The 18,531-nt window shown below is 69.3% G+C and carries 17 protein-coding genes; all 17 read right to left on the bottom strand.

The features are described 5' to 3' along the window. Nucleotides 1–28: 28 nt before the first annotated feature. Nucleotides 29–292 (bottom strand): GlsB/YeaQ/YmgE family stress response membrane protein, encoded by a 264-nt coding sequence (locus B1818_RS20480; RefSeq protein WP_058253218.1) that lies wholly within the window; start codon nt 290–292, stop codon nt 29–31. A 126-nt stretch (nt 293–418) separates the two neighbouring features. Continuing rightward, entirely contained in the window at nt 419–1,858 is a 1,440-nt protein-coding gene (gene der, locus B1818_RS20485; protein WP_078113825.1) for a ribosome biogenesis GTPase Der, read from the bottom strand. Then, complete coding sequence (gene cmk / locus B1818_RS20490) at nt 1,855–2,568, bottom strand: (d)CMP kinase (protein ID WP_058253159.1); 714 nt, start codon at nt 2,566–2,568, stop codon at nt 1,855–1,857. The genes der and cmk overlap by 4 nt, the downstream gene beginning before the upstream one ends. Continuing rightward, the gene (locus B1818_RS20495) at nt 2,565–3,497 is read right to left on the bottom strand and encodes a pseudouridine synthase (protein ID WP_058253158.1); all 933 of its coding nucleotides are present in this window, start codon (nt 3,495–3,497) and stop codon (nt 2,565–2,567) included. Before B1818_RS20495 ends, cmk begins: the two co-directional genes overlap by 4 nt. A gap of 6 nt (nt 3,498–3,503) precedes the next feature. Continuing rightward, nucleotides 3,504–4,265 (bottom strand): SMC-Scp complex subunit ScpB, encoded by a 762-nt coding sequence (gene scpB / locus B1818_RS20500; protein WP_078113826.1) that lies wholly within the window; start codon nt 4,263–4,265, stop codon nt 3,504–3,506. After that, nucleotides 4,262–5,188, bottom strand: a complete 927-nt coding sequence (locus B1818_RS20505) for a ScpA family protein (protein WP_078113836.1) — start codon at nt 5,186–5,188, stop codon at nt 4,262–4,264. Before B1818_RS20505 ends, scpB begins: the two co-directional genes overlap by 4 nt. Continuing rightward, a complete protein-coding gene (locus tag B1818_RS20510) occupies nt 5,185–6,132 on the bottom strand; it encodes a ParA family protein (RefSeq protein ID WP_058253217.1) in 948 nt (315 codons plus the stop codon). Before B1818_RS20510 ends, B1818_RS20505 begins: the two co-directional genes overlap by 4 nt. A 159-nt stretch (nt 6,133–6,291) precedes the next feature. Further along, nucleotides 6,292–7,212: a site-specific tyrosine recombinase XerD gene (gene xerD / locus B1818_RS20515; protein WP_058253155.1), complete on the bottom strand. Its 921-nt coding sequence runs from the start codon at nt 7,210–7,212 to the stop codon at nt 6,292–6,294. Next, on the bottom strand, nt 7,209–7,844 hold the full coding sequence (locus tag B1818_RS20520; protein ID WP_058253154.1) for an NUDIX hydrolase: 636 nt from the start codon (nt 7,842–7,844) through the stop codon (nt 7,209–7,211). The genes xerD and B1818_RS20520 overlap by 4 nt, the downstream gene beginning before the upstream one ends. Nucleotides 7,845–7,849: 5 nt before the next feature. Further along, the gene (locus tag B1818_RS20525; RefSeq protein ID WP_078113827.1) at nt 7,850–9,649 is read right to left on the bottom strand and encodes a CTP synthase; all 1,800 of its coding nucleotides are present in this window, start codon (nt 9,647–9,649) and stop codon (nt 7,850–7,852) included. Nucleotides 9,650–9,791: 142 nt separating this feature from the next. Then, nucleotides 9,792–10,727, bottom strand: a complete 936-nt coding sequence (locus B1818_RS20530; protein WP_058253153.1) for a copper transporter — start codon at nt 10,725–10,727, stop codon at nt 9,792–9,794. A gap of 3 nt (nt 10,728–10,730) precedes the next feature. Further along, nucleotides 10,731–11,918, bottom strand: coding sequence for a putative cytokinetic ring protein SteA (gene steA, locus B1818_RS20535; RefSeq protein ID WP_058253215.1), 1,188 nt, complete (start codon nt 11,916–11,918; stop codon nt 10,731–10,733). 102 nt (nt 11,919–12,020) lie between these two features. Next, the gene (gene recN / locus B1818_RS20540) at nt 12,021–13,775 is read right to left on the bottom strand and encodes a DNA repair protein RecN (protein WP_058253152.1); all 1,755 of its coding nucleotides are present in this window, start codon (nt 13,773–13,775) and stop codon (nt 12,021–12,023) included. Between the two features lie 2 nt (nt 13,776–13,777). Then, on the bottom strand, nt 13,778–14,797 hold the full coding sequence (locus B1818_RS20545) for an NAD kinase (protein WP_058253151.1): 1,020 nt from the start codon (nt 14,795–14,797) through the stop codon (nt 13,778–13,780). A 70-nt stretch (nt 14,798–14,867) separates the two neighbouring features. Next, nucleotides 14,868–15,755 carry a TlyA family RNA methyltransferase gene (locus B1818_RS20550; RefSeq protein ID WP_058253214.1) on the bottom strand — a complete coding sequence of 296 codons (888 nt, stop codon included), beginning with the start codon at nt 15,753–15,755 and terminating at the stop codon, nt 14,868–14,870. 52 nt (nt 15,756–15,807) lie between these two features. After that, entirely contained in the window at nt 15,808–16,098 is a 291-nt protein-coding gene (locus tag B1818_RS20555; RefSeq protein ID WP_058253150.1) for a hypothetical protein, read from the bottom strand. An 11-nt stretch (nt 16,099–16,109) separates the two neighbouring features. After that, nucleotides 16,110–18,326, bottom strand: a complete 2,217-nt coding sequence (locus B1818_RS20560) for an HAD-IIA family hydrolase (protein WP_058253149.1) — start codon at nt 18,324–18,326, stop codon at nt 16,110–16,112. Between the last annotated feature and the right edge of the window lie 205 nt (nt 18,327–18,531).

Below are 18,531 nucleotides of genomic sequence, written 5' to 3' on the forward strand. Positions count from 1 at the left end.
CACGAAGCGCTACATCTGACACCGGCTGCTAGACGGTCGAACGCTTCTTGAAGAAGATCCACCCGGCGGTCACCAGAACGGCGCCGACGAGCGAGCCGATGATGCCGCTGGGACGGAGCTCGAGGCCGTCGCCCGAGAGCAGGCTGATGAGCAGTCCGCCGACGAAGGAGCCGACGATGCCGGCCACCAGGGCGAGACCCCAATCGACGGTGCGCAGGCTCTTGCCGCCGAGGAGGATCTGCGCCAGGGCGCCGATGACCATGCCGAAAACGATGATTGCCAGGATGAGCACGAGACGCAGTATCTCACAGCAGGTGTCGTGCGCCACCGGCGCGCGACACGTCCACCGGAGATGGGCAGGTCCGCCACCTGCGCGGTGGCGGACCTGCCCAACGGTGGCGGATGTGCCGGACGGTGATCAGCGCTTGCGGCGCTGCTCCCGCTTGTCTCGGACTCGGACGTTGATCCGGACGGGCGAACCGTCGAAGTTGAACTCCTCGCGCAGGCGCCGCTCGAGGAACCGGCGGTAGCCCGCCTCGAGGAAGCCGGTGGTGAACAGCACGAAGGTCGGCGGCCGGACCGAGGCCTGGGTCGCGAACATCACGCGCGGCTGCCGGCCCCCGCGCAGCGGCGGCGGATTGGCGGCGATGACGTCCTTGAGCCAGTTGTTCAGCGGGCCGGTCGAGATGCGCTTGTCCCATGAGTCGAGCGCGGATTCCAGTGCGGGCACCAGCTTCTGGACGGCCCGGCCGGTCGACGCCGAGATGTTCACCCGACGCGCCCATGGCACGCGGGCCAGCTCGCGGTCGATCTCCTTGTCCAGCTGGTACCGACGGTCCTCGTCGACGAGATCCCATTTGTTGAACGCGATCACGAGGGCGCGGCCGCTCTCGATGATGAGCGACAGCACCCGCAGGTCCTGTTCGGTGATCGGTTCCGACGCGTCGATCAGCAGGATCGCCACCTCGGCCGCATCGAGCGCCGACCGCGTCCGCAACGACGCGTAGTACTCGTGGCCGCTCGCGGTCCGCACCTTGCGGCGCAGACCGGCGGTGTCGACGAAGTTCCAGGTCTTGCCGCCCAGTTCGACGAGTTCGTCGACCGGGTCGACGGTCGTCCCGGCGACATTGTCGACCACCGACCGCTCGGTGCCGGTGAGCTTGTTCAGCAGCGAACTCTTGCCGACGTTCGGCTTGCCCACCAGGGCGACGCGACGCGGACCGCCGAGAGTCGGTGCCTCCCGCGGGGTCTCGGGCAGCTTGTCCAGGATGATGTCGAGCAGATCGCCGGCGCCGCGGCCGTGTGCGGCCGACACCGGATACGGCTCACCGAGTCCCAGCGACCACAGCGATGCGGTGTCGGACTCGAGTCGCTCGCTGTCGACCTTGTTGGCACACAGGATGACCGGGGTCTTGGAGCGTCGCAGGACCCGTGCGACGGCCTCGTCGGTCGCGGTCGCGCCGACCGTGGCGTCGACCACGACGACGATCGCGTCGGCGGTGCGCATCGCCAGCTCGGCCTGCGCGGCGACGGCCTGCTGCAGGCCCTTCGCGTCGGGTTCCCAGCCACCGGTGTCGACGACGGTGAACCGCCGGCCCGACCACGACGCCGCGTACGACACCCGGTCCCGGGTGACGCCGGGGATGTCCTCGACCACGGCTTCACGACGCCCCAGGATGCGGTTGACGAGCGTCGACTTGCCGACGTTCGGCCGCCCGACGATCGCGACCACCGGCATGTGTTCGACACCGGACGCGTCGTCGGCTCCCCCGACATCGGTCAGTTGCCACTCGGATTCGTCCGACCAGGTGCCGTCGCCGGGTAGCGCCGCGAGGTCGTTCGAGTAGTCGTCACTCACCGTTCCACTGCTCCGATCCGGGTCGCGACGAGGCCGCTCAGTTCCGCGAGCACCTCGTCGAGGGTCTTGTCGCTGGTGTCGACGACGGTCGCGTCGTCGGCCGCGCGCAACGGCGAGACCTTGCGTGTCGAGTCGAGATGGTCGCGGCGGTTCACGCTCGCCAGCACCGCGTCGTAGTCGCTGTCGCGACCGCCGGCGAGATTCTGCTTGTGCCGGCGCTCGGCCCGCGCCTCGGGTGTCGCGGTGAGGAAGATCTTGACGTCGGCGTCGGGAAACACCACGGTCCCGATGTCGCGCCCCTCCACTACCACGAACCGACCCTGCGCGTTCTGCTGTTGTAGCGCAACCAGTTTGGTGCGCACCTCGGGTACCGCCGAGACCGCGGAGACGGCGCTGGTGACGTGGTCGGTGCGGATCGGCCCGGAGACGTCGCGCCCGTCGAGGAAGACCTTGGCGCCGTCCCCATCGGGGACCAACTCGATGGCGACGTCGGCGACCACGCGGGCGATTCCGGCCGGATCATCCAGCGCCACACCGGCATCGAGAACGGCGAGGGTCACCGCGCGGTACATCGCGCCGGTGTCGAGATAACTGGCGCCGACCTCGGCCGCCAGGAGCTTGGACACCGAGGACTTGCCCGTACCGGCCGGACCGTCGATCGCCACGACATGCGTGGTCCCGCCGGCGGACTCCGAAGCTCCGTCGCTCACAGGCCGACCGCCTTGTACAACCCACCGACCTCGTCGTTGCCCAGAACACGCAGACTGCCCGGGCGCTGTTCGCCGAGTGCCACCGAACCGACGTGTGTGCGAACCAGTTTGACGACCGGGAAGCCGACCTCGTCCATCATGCGCCGCACCACGCGGTTGCGACCCTCGTGGAGGGTGATCCGCACCAGCGACTGGCCTTCGTGGACCTCGATCACGGTGAACTTGTCGACCGTCACCGGGCCGTCGTCGAGTTCGACGCCCTCGCGCATGCGACGTCCGATCCCGCGGGGCACCTCGCCCTTGAGCGTGGCGAGGTAGGTCTTGGGCACCTCGAACGACGGGTGCATCAACCGGTGCGCGAGTTCACCGTCGTTGGTCAGCAGCAGCAGACCCTCGGTGTCGGCGTCGAGGCGGCCGACGTGGAACAGGCGCTGACCGGCCATGACCCGCTCGGCGACCACATCACCGACGCAGGGACGGCCCTGGTCGTCGGACATCGTCGACTGCCAGCCCTTGGGTTTGTTGAACGCCAGGTACTGACGGGTCTCGTCCATGATGACGCGGGCACCGTCGACGCGGATGATCGCGGTGTCCGGGTCGATGCGCAGACCCTGCTCGGTGACGATCTCCCCGTCGACCTCGACACGACCCGCCGCGATCAGTTCCTCGGCGCCGCGACGCGAGGCCACTCCCGCCTGGGCGAGCACCTTCTGCAGGCGGACGCCGTCTTCGACGTAGTTGGCGCCGGCACCCTCGCCGTGCTCAGGTGTCTGGTGCCGCGCCGGTCGGGCGTTGTTCAACCGGATCCGGCCCACTTCGGCGTTCGGCTTCGACGACCCCTTGCGGTGGGTCTTCTTGGTTCGCGGCTGTTGTGCGGGCGCGCCCTTGCGGCGTTTTCCCGGTGAGCCATCTCGGCCAGCGGATGCCATGTTCTCTCAGTCCTGTGAGTCGGTGGTGGTGCCACCGTCGATGATCAGTTCATTCGAGTCTGACGGTTGGGAGGACAGTTTGGCGAATCGGGGATCCGACAGCAGCTCCTCGTCGAGGTCGTCGATCAGGTCGACGTCGGGCAGCAGGGGCGCCAGATCGGGCAGTTCCGACAGTGACGCCAGCCCGAGCCGTTCCAGGAAGAGTTCGGTGGTGGCATAGGTCGTCGCGTTCGTGGTCGGTTCGCTGCCGACCTCGTTGATCAGTCCGCGAGCGACGAGGGTGCGGATCACGCCGTCGACGTTGACGCCGCGGATGGCGCTCACCCGTGCCCGGGTGACCGGTTGCCGGTAGGCGATGACCGCCAGCGTCTCGAGCGCCGCCCGCGTGAGCTTCGACCGCGCGCCGTCGAGCAGCAGCCGCTCCACGTAGGGGGCGTACTCCGCACGGGTGTAGTAACGCCAGCCGTCGCCGGCGAAGCGCAGATCGATGCCGCTGCCCGACGCCGTGAGCTCCGACGACATGGCGTTCAGCGTCTCCCGGACCCGCGTCCGATCCTGGTCGACGGCGTTCGCGAGTTCTTCGGTGGTGACCGGTGTGTCCACGACGAGCAGCACCGCCTCCAGAGCGGAGCGGAGGCGCGCGTCGTCGAGGTACTCCTCCCCTTCCCCGTGCAGAGCGGTCTGCACGGGTTCGGCCGGTCCCGGGTCCTCTCCCTCGGCTGCGCCGGTCGGGTCGTGGTGGTCGACCTCAGGAGCGTGATCAGTCATCCGTAGTCCTCTGCCTTGTCGATGCGCAGGTCGTCGGCACCGCGCTCCCCCGTCCACATCACCGCGAGATCGCCGAGTGCCTCGGGTTGTTCGAAGGTGATGGCCTGCTCCCGGAACAACTCGAGCAGGCCGAGGAAGCTACCGACGATCTCCAGCACGTTCTCGCAGTCCGCGGTCAGCTCGCCGAAGGTCAGCCATGTGCCCGGTGCGGCACTGAGCAGAGATGCCATCCGACGTGCCTGGCCCGGAACCGACACCTTCTGGACGTCATGCAGATGGTCGAGGCCGACGGTGGGCACCGGACGCGGCGTCAGCCCCGCCGCGGCGACCTGCGCGAAGCCGTCGGCGTCGACACCGAGGGTGACCTCCGGCAGCAGATCCTCGAAGCGCTTCTCCAGCGACACCGCGCGTGGGTAGCGCTGCAGCGCGGCGGCCTCGAGTTCGCCGAACAGGGCGGCGACCTGCTTGTAGGCGCGGTATTGCAGCAACCGCGCGAACAACAGGTCCCGGGCTTCGAGGAGTGCGAGGTCCTCCGGATCATCGACCTCGCCGGAGGGCAGCAGGCGAGCCGCCTTGAGATCCAGCAGCGTCGCCGCGACGACGAGGAATTCGGTCGTCTGGTCGAGCCCCATCTCCGGGCCGAGTTCGCGGGTGTAGGCGATGAAGTCGTCGGTCACCTCGTGCAGCGCCACCTCGGTCACATCGAGGCGGTGCTGCGAGATCAGGTTCAGCAACAGGTCGAACGGACCCTCGAAGTTGCGCAGCTTGACCCGGAAACCGGACTCCTCGCCACCGACCTCGGACGACGCTTCCGCCGAGCTCGAAGCACCTTCGGGAACAACCGAATCGGACGCGCCGGGTTCGGATAGGGCGGGTTCGGGGACGGCGGGTTCGGTGACTGCCTGGTCGGCGCCGGTCGTCATGCGGGCGTGACGTTGCGGGCGATCACCTCGCGTGCGAGCGCCCGGTACGCCTTCGCGCCCGCCGACCGCGGCGCCCACGAAGTGATCGGTTCCCCGGCGACGCTGGTCTCCGGGAACCGGACGGTGCGGGCGATGACGGTGTCGTAGACCGCGTCACCGAACACCTCGACGACGCGGGCCATCACCTCACGGGAATGCAGCGTGCGGGCGTCGAACATCGTCACCAGGATGCCGCCGAGGTCCAGGCGCGGGTTGAGCCGGTCGCGCACCTTGTTGATCGTGTCGGTGAGCAGGGCCAGCCCGCGCAGGCTGAAGTACTCGCACTCCATCGGGATGAGCACGGTGTCGGCGCAGGCCAGCGCGTTGACGGTGAGCAGACCCAGCGACGGCTGGCAGTCGATGAGGACGACGTCGTAGCGGTCGAGCACGGGATGCAGTGCCCGGCCGAGCGACTGCTCGCGACCCACCTCGGTCACCAGCTGGATCTCCGCGGCCGACAGGTCGATGTTGCTGGGCAGCAGGTCGAGACCATCGACGCGGGTCCGCATCAGGACCTCGTCGGTCGCCACCTGCGGCGGCACGAGCAGGTTGTAGACGGTCTGTTCCAGCTCGTGATGCGGCACACCGAGTCCCGCGGACAGCGCACCCTGCGGGTCGAGGTCGACGAGCAGGACTCGACGACCGTATTCGGCAAGCGCCGCACCGAGATTGATGGTCGACGTCGTCTTGCCGACGCCGCCCTTCTGATTGCAGACCGCGATCACCGTGGCAGGTCCGTGACGGTCCAGCGGAGCGGGCTGGGGCACGTCGCGATACGGCCGCCCGGTGGGGCCGATCTCGTCGGCATCGTGCTCGGCCTCTTCGGTGTCGTTTCCGGGCGACACCTGGATGCTGTACTGATCTCCCGGACGGGCGCCAGACCCTCCCGGACGGGCGCCAGACAGGGGTGCGCTCGGAGTGGTCACGTGTCCGCCGCTCCCTTCGCTGTTCGATGCCGCTTCTCGGTGGTTCAGTCGTCCTGTCCGTCCACGGCCGAGCCTCGTATCAGCCTAGGACATCTCCCCGGTCATCCCGGCGTCGGCGCGCCCGGGGGATCCGCGGGGTCAACGCGCCCTCGGATGGGCGACGGCATAGACCTCCCGCATCGTGTTGACCGTCACGAGCGTGTACACCTGCGTGGTGGTGACCGAGGCATGGCCCAGCAGTTCCTGGACGACGCGGACGTCGGCGCCGCCGTCGAGCAGATGGGTCGCGAAGCTGTGCCGGAGGGTGTGCGGCGAGACCGCCTTGTCGAGGCCGGCGCGCTCGGCCGCGGTGACGAGCACCTGCCACGCGCTCTGCCGCGAGAGCCGCCCGCCGCGCGCGTTCAGGAACACCGCGGGCGTCGCCCGTGACACCAGCGCGGGTCGCCCGCGGACGAGGTACGCCTCGAGTGCCTGGACGGCGGGCCCGCCGAGCGGCACGAGACGCTCTTTCCCGCCCTTGCCCCGGAGGCGAACCGCGCGCATGTCGTCGAGATCGAGATCGTCGAGATCGAGGGAGGTGGCCTCGGAGATCCGCGCCCCGCAGCTGTAGAGGAATTCCAGCAGCGCGCGGTCCCGCAACCCGCGCGGATGGTCCTCGACGCCGGCCGAATCGAGAATGGCGAGCACCTCGTCGACCGGCAGGGATTTCGGCAGGCGCCGCGCCGCGCGCGGCGGCCGGACCTCGTGCGCGACGTCGGTCGGCACGATCCCCTCGTCCACCGCGAACTTGTGAAAACGCCTGGTGGCGACGAGAGTTCGCGCGATCGAACTGTCGGCGAGCGGGGCGAAGCCCGCCTCGGCGTCACCGCGACGGAGTTCGACGAGGAACTCGCGGATGTCCTCTTCGGTCACGGCGTCGAGTGACGGGATCCCCCGCCGGTCGAGATACCCGCGGTACCTCTCGAGATCGCGCCGGTAGGACGACACCGTGTTGGCCGCCGCACCCCGCTCCACCGTCAGGTGATCGAGGTAGCGCGCGATGTCGGCGGCCAGGGTCACGACCGGCGGCCCCGATCGTCGGCACGTCGGTTCCGTAACGCGGTCGGCTCGTCCGGCCACGGGGCGTCGACGCCGCGGAGGCCGGCCGTCGACCCGCCGGCTGCGGCCGCGGCCAGGATGCCGGCCACGCTCGTCGCGTTGACGATCTCCCCCGACAACACCTTCGCGACGGCGTCGTCGAGCGGCACCCACTCGATCGACATGTCGGCTTCTTCGTCGACGCGTTCGGCCGCGTCGAGATGGTGCAGCCCCTCGGCGAGATACAACCGCAGCGCCTCGTCGGTGAAGCCGGGTGACAGCGCGAGGTCGACCAGGACGTGCCACGAGTCGGCGGCGAGGTCGGCCTCTTCGGCCAGCTCGCGCTGGGCGGCGGCCAGGGGTTCTTCGTCGGCCTGGTCGAGCAACCCGGCGGGCAACTCGAGCAGGCGTCGGCCGATGGGGTGACGGTACTGCCGCACCATCGCCACCCGGCCGGCGTCGTCGCGCGCCAGGATCGCGACGGCGCCGAAGTGTTCGACGACCTCGCGCTCGGCGACGCGCCCGCCCGGCATCTCGACGTCGTCGACCCGGAGGGTGATGATCGCGCCGTCGTAGACGGTGCGGCTGTCCTTGACCTCGAAGTCGTGGCCCAACGCGGTCAGTCCCTGCCGGCAGGGTCGTCGAGGACTGCCTCGCCCAGCCCGGCGACCGGTTCCACCGTGACCGCGTTGACGGCGGCCACCGCGTCCGCGGGAGCGTCGTTCGACTCGTAGTCGTCGCCGAGGTCGACCGGAAGACGTTCGGCCGCCTTGTACTTCAGGGCCGCCTCGATGAACGACCGGAACAACGGATGCGGCCGGGTCGGCCGACTCTTGAGCTCCGGGTGTGCCTGCGTGGCAACCAGGTACGGGTGCACCGACTTGGGGTACTCGACGAATTCGACGAGGTGCCCATCGGGCGAGGTACCCGAGAACACGAGCCCGGAGTCGGCGATCTTGTCGCGGTAGGCGTTGTTGACCTCGAAGCGATGACGGTGACGTTCGGACACCTCCCGCGTCCCGTAGGCCTCGGCGACGACGGATCCGGCCTTCAGCACGGCGTCGTAGGCACCGAGTCGCATGGTGCCGCCCAGGTCGGCGTCGCCGGCCACGGCGTCGGCCTGATCGGCCATCGTCGAGATCACCGGGTGCGGGGTCTCCGGGTCGAACTCGGTCGAGCTGGCCTCGTCGAGGCCGACCGAGCGCGCCGCCTCGATGACCACACATTGCAGCCCGAGGCACAAGCCCAGCAGCGGGATCCCGCGCCGCCGTGCGTACGAGATGGCACCGACCTTGCCCTCGATGCCGCGGATGCCGAAGCCGCCGGGGATCAGGATCGCGTCGACGTCGCCGAGGGCGGCCTGCGCGCCGGCCGGGGTGGCGCACTCATCCGACGGCACCCACTTGATCTCGGTGCGCGCCTTCCAGGCGAAGCCACCGGCGCGGATGGCCTCGGTCACCGACAGGTAGGCGTCGGGGAGATCGACGTACTTGCCGACCAGCGCGACACGCACTGTCTCGCGCGGCTCGTGCACACGGCGGAGGAGCTCGCCCCACACCGTCCAGTCGACGTCGCGGAACGGCAGACCGAGCTTGCGGACCACGTAGGCGTCGAGGTGCTCGCTGTGGAGCACCTTCGGGATGTCGTAGATCGACGGGGCGTCGGGGGTCGAGATCACGCCGTCGAGTTCGACGTCGCACATGAGCGCGATCTTCTTCTTGAGCCCTTCGGGCACATCGCGGTCGCAGCGCAGGATCAGCGCGTCGGGCTGGATGCCGACGTTGCGCAGCGCGGCGACCGAGTGCTGGGTCGGCTTGGTCTTGAGTTCCCCCGACGGCGCGAGGTAGGGCACGAGCGAGACGTGCAGGAAGAAGACATTGTCGCGGCCGACGTCGTGGCGCACCTGGCGCGCGGCCTCGATGAACGGCAGCGACTCGATGTCGCCGACAGTGCCACCGATCTCGGTGATGACCACATCGGGCACCTCACCGTCGGCGTCGGGTTCGGCCATGGCCAGCACGCGCGACTTGAGCTCGTCGGTGATGTGCGGGATGACCTGAACGGTTTCACCGAGGTACTCGCCGCGGCGCTCCTTGGCGATGACCGACGAATACACCTGTCCGGTGGTCACATTCGCCGACTGCGAGAGATTGCGGTCGAGGAAACGCTCGTAATGTCCGACGTCGAGATCGGTCTCGGCGCCGTCCTCGGTCACGAACACCTCACCGTGCTGGAACGGATTCATGGTGCCCGGATCGACGTTCAGATACGGATCGAGCTTCTGCATGGTGACCCGCAGGCCCCGCGAGGTGAGAAGCTGACCCAGGCTGGAGGCCGTCAGGCCCTTGCCCAGCGAAGAGGCGACGCCACCGGTCACAAAGATGTGCTTGGTGTCGTGTACATGGCGAAGTGGTCGCAAAAGAAGTGTCTCCCGTCGGCCGAATCGGGGCCGATGCCCTGATTACCTACGGGACTCCAGGGTAACACCACCGACGCCCGACGCCGCACCGCCACACCGTCGACGGGTGTGGCGGTGCTCGCGTTCGGTGGCGGACTCGATCTCAGGCGGCCGGTCGTCCGTCGGCACCGACGGTGATCGCGGTCGCGCCCGGGCCGGTGCCGTAGGAGCCGGTCGTCCCGTCGGCCTCGGCGGCCAGGGCGAGGATCGTCGTGATGAGACCCGTCGGCTGGTCGATGTTGTCGACGGTCGAGACCGCGTTGGCCAGCGACGGATCCGAGCGGACGATGGCGATCGGCGACCCGCCCGCCGCGGAGCCGGTGCGTCCGACCAGTACCCCGCCGACCCCGCGTGCCGACAGCGTGGCGGCCAGGCGGCCGACCAGCGTGCCCTGCGCACCGGAGTCCGGACCGAACTCGTCACCGGTCACCACCACCACCAGATCGGTCGGGGTGATCGCGTTGTCGGCGTAGTCGATGAACCCACCGTCGCGCAGTGTCGCCAGACCGGTCCGACGGTCCCCGGACGACGCCGGCCGTGCCGTCTCGTTCGACAGCACGAGGGCCCCGAGCAGGTCCCCCACCCGGCCCCCGGAATCGGTCAGTTCCGCGCGCAGCATCGTGCCCGGCGGAATGGTCTGGTCGACGATCGTCCGCAGCTCCTCGGCCTTGCCGTCGGTGAGCAGTGCGTCGGTCAAGCCGATCTGTCCGCCGAAGCGGGCACCGGCACCCGAGATCGATTCCTTGACCGCATCGACATCGGCATCCGCCGCGTTCGGTGCGGTGACCACCAGCACGGACTGCCCCTTGAGCTTGTTCGCGATCAGCCGGGGCGTGATGGCGAGGTCGAAGCTGTTGGAGGCGTTGAGCTTTGCGTTGAGATCGTCGCGCTCGCTCTCCAGGTCGCCGATGCGGTCACGACTCGTGCCGGTCATCGAGTTGACGCGGTCCCCGACGAATCCCGACCCCAGGAACAGTCCCAGGGCGAGCGCGAGGAAGACCGCGATCAGCGAGATCGCATGCTGTCGTAGCGAGATCATCGGCTACCGGTTCCAGACCTCTCGAGCCCAGTCGAGCAGCGCATTCCACTGCACGACGATCCAGTCGGTGATGTCGGTGCCCGCGTTCGACAGCAGCACGGCGGCGATGACGGCGACGAGTGCCGCCAGCACGACACACGCGATGGCAGCACCCGACACCCGGCTGCGGTAGAGCGTGGCGACCGCCTTCGCGTCGACGAGCTTCTGGCCCACCTTCAGTCGGGTCAGGAACATCGACGGATTGCTCTCCCGGCGCGACCGGTCGAAGAAGTCGTCAAGCGATCCCGGGTAGCCGACGGTGACGATCAGGTCGGCGCCGTGGTAGTCGGTGAGCAGCAACGCGAGGTCGCCGGCCGACCCGGCAGCCGGGAACGTGGTGGCCCCGATGCCGAGGTCCTGAATGCGTTCGAGCCCGGTCGCATGTCCGTCGGTGTCGGCCGGAAGCACCAGCTGTGCACCGGATTTCAGCGTCGGAGTCTTCATGGTCTCGGGATCGCCGACGATGATCGACGGCTTGTACCCGGCCTTCATCAGCGTGTCCGCACCGGCCCCGACGCCCACCATGACGGGCTGGTACTCCTTGATGAACGGCTTCAGCGAGCGGAGGTCGGCAGCACGGTCGGCACCTTCGCCGACGATGACGACGTGACGGCCTGCGACGTCGACGTCGATCTCCGGCACACCGACCCCGTCGATCAGCAGCGGCGACTCGCTGCGGATGAACTCGATCGTGTTGCCCGAGAACGCCTCGAGATGGTCGACGAGGCCCGCCTTGGCACCGATCATGATGTCGGCGATGTCGCGCTCCTCGAGCTCGGTACCGAGGGCGAGTCGCCGTTCGCCGACGAGGAGCCGGTCGTTGTGGACCCGCACCTTGGCACCGTCCTTGACCCGCTTGAAGATCTCCGGACCCACATCGTCGAGCAGCACGATGCCGGAGGCCACCAGGACCTCGGGTCCGAGGTTGGGGTAGCGGCCGGTGATCGACCGCGAGGCGTTGACCACGGCCACTACGTTGGCCTCGACGAGCGCGTCGGCGGTCACCCGGTCGAGGTCGACCTCGTCGAGGATGGCGATGTCGCCCGGCCCGACGCGGTTGAGCAGCCGTTTCGTGTTCTTGTCGATTCTGGCGATACCGGTCACGCCAGGCAGTTCTTCGGTGTTACGCGCGAGCAGTGCAGGCATCTTCATGACGGCCATGATCGGCCGAAGGCACGCCTCAGCCGGGGAGGCGCGCCGTAACAACAGCAACTTTTGTCACACACGCACCACGTGTTTCACCGTCGGCGGTGCTCAGTCGGCGGCGCGCTCCGCCTCCGCGGTGGCCAGCAGTTCCTCGGCGTGGGCGCGCCCGGTGTCGGACTCCCCCAGGCCCGCGAGCATGCGGGCCAACTCCGCCACTCGCTCGCTCCGATCGAGGGTGCGCACACTGCTGGTGACGAGCGCGCCCTTCTTGCTCTTGCCGATGACCAGGTGGTTGTCGGCGAACGCCGCGACTTGAGGGAGGTGGGTCACCACGATCACCTGGTGTGCTCGGGCCAGCCTCGACAACCGCTTCCCGATCTCCACGGCCGCGCGACCACCGACCCCGGCGTCGACCTCGTCGAAGACCATCACCGATCCCGAGGTGGGTGCGGCGAGGACGACTTCGAGGGCGAGCATGACCCGTGAGAGTTCGCCGCCCGACGCCGATTTCGCGATGGGCAGCGGCGTGGCGCCGGGATGAGCGAGAAGTGCGAATTCGACCTTGTCCGCGCCGTCGGCGCCGGCGTGCGCGGCGGTGCCCGCGACGCTGACGGTCAGCCGGTCGTCGGGCGTCGCCGCATCCGGGTTGACCGCGACCGCCAGCGCCGAGTCCCCCATCGCCAGCCCCTTGAGCTCTCGAGACACCTTGTCGGCCATCGACTTCGCGGCCTTGGACCGCAGCGTGTGCAACTTGTCCGCCGCGGCCTGCACCTTGCCCCGGGCCGCCGTCGCGGCAACCTCGAGCTCCTCGATGGAGGCCCGTGGGTCCTCGATCTCCGCGAGCCGGGCCTCGGCCTTGTGGCGCCAGTCGATCACCCCGTCGACATCCGGCGCGTACTTGCGGACGAGCGTCTTCAGCTCGGCCTGACGGGCGAGCAACTTGTCGAGCTCCTCGGCGTCGGCGGGTAGGCCCGACGTGAAGGCGGTCAGTTCGGCGCCGACATCGGTGATGACGGTGAGCGCCTCGGCGACGCGCGGTACGAGATCACGCAGCGTGTCGTCGGCCGCGGTCTCCAGCAGCGTGCGCACCGTTCCGAGTCCTTCGATGACCGACGATCCCGAATCTCCGGCGACGATGGCGTGCGCCTGGTCGGCGGCACCACGGATGGACTCCAGGTCGGAGAGCCGGCGGATCGTCGCGGTCAGCTCCTCGTCCTCGCCGGGCACCGGATCGACGGCGGCGATCTCGTCGATGCCGAACCGCAGCCGGTCGGCTTCCTGCGCGAGTTCCCGGTAGTTGGCGCGCCGGGCGTCGAGTTCGTCGAGGACCTCGACCCAGGCCGTTCGTGCCTTCCGGTATGAGTCCAGCGCCGCAGCCGCCTTCGGGCCGGCGAACGTGTCGAGTGCCGCGCGCTGGTGTTCGGGGCGGAGGAGCCGCAACTGGTCGTTCTGGCCGTGGATGGCCAGGACCGCCGTGGTGAGTTGGCCCATGACGCCCACCGGAACGGACCGGCCGCCCAGATGGGCGCGGGATCGTCCGTCGGCGCTGACCGACCGGACCGCGATGACGGTGTCGTCGTCGTCGAGTTCGGCTCCGGTGGAGTCCAGGATGTCGGCGACGACCGGATCCCGGTGCGCTCCGCCGTTGTTCGCGAGCCGGAACCGGCCCTCGACGACTGCCTTGGGGCTGCCGGTCCGGACGCGCGTCGCGTCGGCACGGGCACCGGACAGCAGGTGCAGGCTGGTGACGATCATCGTCTTGCCCGCTCCGGTCTCGCCGGTGAGCACCGTGAATCCCGGATGGAAGCGCGCCTGCGCCTCCTCGATGACACCGAGACCGGAGATCGAGATCTCTTCGAGCACGACTATGCCTGCCTCCCTCGCCATCCCGTGACCGGGAGGGCGAACTTGGTGACCAGTCGGTCGGCGAAGGGGTCGGAATCGATCCGGATCCAACGCACCGACCGTTCGCTGCGCACCACCTCGACCCGCGCTCCCGCGGGCACGTCGAGTGCGCGTCGGCCGTCGCACAGCGCCAGCGCGGACCGCCCGTTCTTGTCCACCTCCACCGCGATCCGCGATCGCGGACTCGTCACCATCGGCCGGGCGAACAGGGCGTGGGCGTTGTTCGGCACGACCAGGATGGCCTCGAGGTCGGGCCACATCACCGGCCCGCCGGCGGAGAACGCGTAGGCCGTCGACCCGGTCGGTGTCGACACCAGCACTCCGTCGGCGCCGAAGGCCGAGACCGGCCGGCCGTCGACCTCGGTCACGAGCTCGAGGACACCGTTGTTGCTCGTGTTCAGGACCGCGACCTCGTTGAGCGCCCAGCTGCACGCGGTCGGCGGATCCGGGTCGGCCGGGTCCACGATGGCGATGTCGAGGGTCATCCGCGGTTCGATGCGGTAGTCCCGGGCGATCAGCTGGGTCATGACCTCGTCGACGCGATGCGCCTCGGCCTCGGCGAGGAAGCCGATGTGTCCGAGATTGATACCCAGGACCGGGACCTCGGCGGGATAGGCCAGCTCGGCGGCCCGGAGGAAGGTGCCGTCACCGCCCAGGACGATGACGAGTTCGCAGCCCTCTGCCGTCGCGGACTCGGCCGTCGTGACCTCGACGACCGCGCCGAGCGAACGCAGGTATTCGGGGTCGACCGGTACGTTGCGGGGACGGGGCGACTCGCCCTCGTTGTTCCGGTACAGCACATCGTGATCGGGGGCGTCGCGGTCGAGGGTGTCGTGGTCGACCACGCGCAGCGCGACGTCGGCGGCCGCGCAGTGGCGCGCGATCGCCTCGATGGTCTCGAGCACGTTCTCGCGTCCGGTGTGGGCGACCACCAAGAACTCGCGGGCACCGGTGTGGTCCGGTGCCGGATCGTCGGTCACTGGTGATCCCCTCCATCGAAGTGCGGTCTGGGACAAGTGCGGTGTCGGTACGGAGACGCGGGCCCAGCGGTCAGCGCGGTCCCGCGGCGACCGCCTGTTCGATCATGTCCCGGAGTTCGTCCGCGGACCCGAGGAGGCGATCCGCGTCGGTCGAGTCCGCCCGGTCGACCCTATCGCTCCACCCCGACTCCTCGCCCGTCCGGTCGGCGAGCTCGTTGTGCAACCACAGGAAGTACTCGACGTTCCCCGACGGCCCGGGCAGCGGGCTCGCCACCACGCCGCGCGTCCGCAGTCCGTGCGCGGCGGCCTCGGTCGCCACCCCGAGTACCGCCTCGGCGCGTAGCGCGGGATCGCGGACCACGCCGCCCGACCCCACCCGGTCCTTGCCGACCTCGAACTGCGGTTTGACCATGGGCAGCAGGTCGGCGCCCGGCGCGCAGCAACGGGCCAGCGCGGGCAGCACCAGGCCCAGCGAGATGAACGACAGGTCGGCGACCACGACGTCGACCGGGCCGCCGATGGACCCGGGCTCGAGGTGCCGGACGTTGGTCCGGTCGTGGACCACGACGCGCTCGTCGTTCTGCAACCGCCAGATCAGTTGTCCGTATCCGACGTCCGCGGCGACCACCTCGCGGGCCCCGCGGCGCAGCAGTACATCGGTGAATCCCCCGGTCGATGCGCCGGCGTCGAGGCACCGACGCCCCTCCACCGTCAGGCCACCCGGCTCGAACGCCTCGAGCGCACCGAGGAGCTTGTGCGCGCCTCGTGACGCCCAGTCGTCTCGCGGACCCTCGTCGACGACGATCGGGGTGTCCCGGGTGACCCCGGTGGCCGCCTTCGACGCGATGGTCCCGTTGACCCGGACCGACCCGGCATCGACGAGCTCACGCGCCTGTTCGCGCGATCGGGCGAGACCTCGGCGGACGAGTTCGGCATCGAGTCGTGCTCTGGCGACCATGGTCAGAACCGCTCCCTCGTGGACGACTCCGGTTTCCGCACCGAGGCCGGTCTCATCGTCGGTCCACGGCGTCGAGGGCCGCGGTGAGCGTGTCATGGGCCTGCTCGAGAAGCGCCGCCTGACGTTCGAGCGCCGCCAGCGAGAAGGCGTCACCCGCCGATTCACGGATCTCGTCGACCTGCGCGAGCATCTCGGTGACCTCGGCCTCCACGTCGGGCAGCTCCCCGACCCCATCGGCGGTGGCGAATGCGTCGGCGACGGGGTCGAACTGCCGACGCGGCATCGCTCCCGGCGTGGGCCGGGACGGTCCTGGGTCAGCCGGGGAGGCGGTCGGGTGAGTCATCGTGGACCACGCTAGCCGACGACTGTGACACCGAGGGACTCGAGCTTGGTCCTCGCGGCTCCCTCCGCGATCACCCGCAATTCGTCCGGATCCGCGGACCCCGCATCGACTGCGGCCCAGGTGGCGGCGGCGAGCGCGGGCACCAGTCCCGCGTCCGCGCCGGAACCGGCGACCCGCACGGTCGAACCCTCGACGGTGATGTCCCAACCGGGCTGGTCGGACACCCGCACAGCGTCGATGTCGACGAACAGGCCGGCGAGGTCGTCGAGAACGTAGGTGGGTCGCTGCTCCGGGGGCGCCGACAGCAGATCGTCCACCGTGCTCACACCGGTCAGTACCAGGGCGCTCTCGATACCGACGGCATGGCCGCCCTCGATGTCGGTGTCCAGCCGGTCCCCGACCACGAGCGGCGCACTCGCCCGAGCACGCGCGATCGCGTCGGCCATCAACGGTGCGGCGGGCTTGCCGGCCACCATGGGGTCCTTGCCCGTCGCGTTGCGCAGCGCGGCGACCATCGAACCGTTCCCCACGAGCAGGCCCCGTTCGGACGGCAGGGTGGCGTCGATGTTCGTCGCGATCCACAGCGCGCCGGCCCGGATCGCGAGCGCCGCCTCCGACAGTTGCGCCCAACCGGTGTCCGGCGAGTGTCCCTGGATCACCGCGGCCGGTCGGTCGTCGGCACTACGCGTCACCCCGACACCGACCTCGCGGACTTCCTGCGCGAGTCCGTCGGTACCGATCACCAATGCACGTGAACCCGGCTCGAGATGTTCGGACAGCAGCCGCGCGCCCGACTGTGCACTCGTGACGACAAGGTCGTCGGTCGCCTCGAACCCCAGCTCACGCAGGTGCTCGGCCACCTCCGACGGCCGCCGGCTCGCGTTGTTGGTCACGAAGAACCGCGGGATGTTCAGCCGGGCGAGGGCATCCAGCGCATTCGGCAGCGCGTGGTGCCCGGCGAACACGGTGCCGTCCAGGTCGAGGAGTAGTGCGTCGTGACGATCGACGAGGGTCACGGAGTCGGACGGCGAGGCGGTGGTGGTTTCGGCCACGGACTCGGTTTCCGACGACTCGTCCAGGGTGGCGAGGGGATTGGGCACCCCTTCCACGATGGTCGACTCGGCGATCACGTCATCGCCGGGATCGCTCCCTTCCTCAGCAACGGCGGAAAGCGCCACCGAATCCGAGGTCTGCGACAGGTCGGCCGTACCCGGAACGGCTTCGATGGTGTCCTTCTCGATGGTGTCGTTCTCGATGGCACCGGACGCAGCAGGTGAATCGATTGCGGGAGTGACATCGGGCGCAGGCGCCGAGGCGGGCGGGATCGGGTCCGCATCGGAGTCGATGTCCCGCTCGACAGCCGGCACCGACAGCGGGCTGTCGAGCTCGCCTGGCGCAGCGCCGTTCACTCCCACACTCTCGGACGGCTGGTCGTCGTTGGCCAGCTCGGTCAACCGGAACTCGGCATCCGTGACGTCGTCGACGTCGGCGGCCGCCGCGTTCATGAACCAGGTGATCGCGTCGTCGCGACGACCGGCAGCTTCCAGGGCAGACGCATAGGCGTAGAAGAGACGGGCCGGTCCGGTACCGATCTGCCCGGGCTTGAGGTTCTCGGCCTGCAGCGTGACGACCGCTTTCTCCGGTTCACCGAGGTCCATGCGGGCACCGGCTTCGACGATCCGCATCTCGGTGGCATCGTCGCCGGTCAGTGACCGTCCCTCGTCACCGCGCGCGATCTCGACGGCACGCTCAGGGCGCCCGAGTCCGCGTTCGCAGTCGGCGATGAGCGGCAACAGGGCCGGGTTGCCGGTGATGCGCTTGGCTGCGCGCAGTTCGGTCGCCGACTCCTGCCACTCGCCCGCGTTGTAGGCAGCGATGCCGACGGTCTCGCGAACGACGCCGACCCGGGAAGCGCGAGCGCGAGCGGCACGTGCATGTTCCAGCGCCTGGACGGGATCCTCGAGCAGGATGCGCGACACCATCACCAGGTGCCGCGCGACGATCTCGGCGTTGGCCTTGTCGAGCGTCAGCAGATCACGGCGCACCTCGGGATCGAGATCCGACGCCGCGATGTCCTCGGGTAGCGGTGGCCCGGGCTGCCGGCTGCCGCGATCAGATCCGCGGTCACGCCCCGGACGATCATTCCGGCCACCTCGACCGCCATCCCGCTGTCCACGTGTGTCCCGCTGGCCGCGCCCGTCGCGGCGCGGACGATCACGATCACTCATAGCTGCCAATCTATGCCCTCGAACCTTGCTGAGTTGTGCCGCCCGGCGATGACGCATCAGGCGACCGACGCACGAGAAAGACCCCATATCCGACGAAAGAAATCATCGAATACGGGGCCTTTCTGAAATTGTGTTCGGCGGTGTCCTACTCTCCCACACTGATTAGGGTGCAGTACCATTGGCGCTGGAGGGCTTAGCTTCCGGG

Source organism: Gordonia sp. IITR100 (assembly GCF_002009645.1).
GTDB classification, from domain to species: domain Bacteria; phylum Actinomycetota; class Actinomycetes; order Mycobacteriales; family Mycobacteriaceae; genus Gordonia; species Gordonia hongkongensis.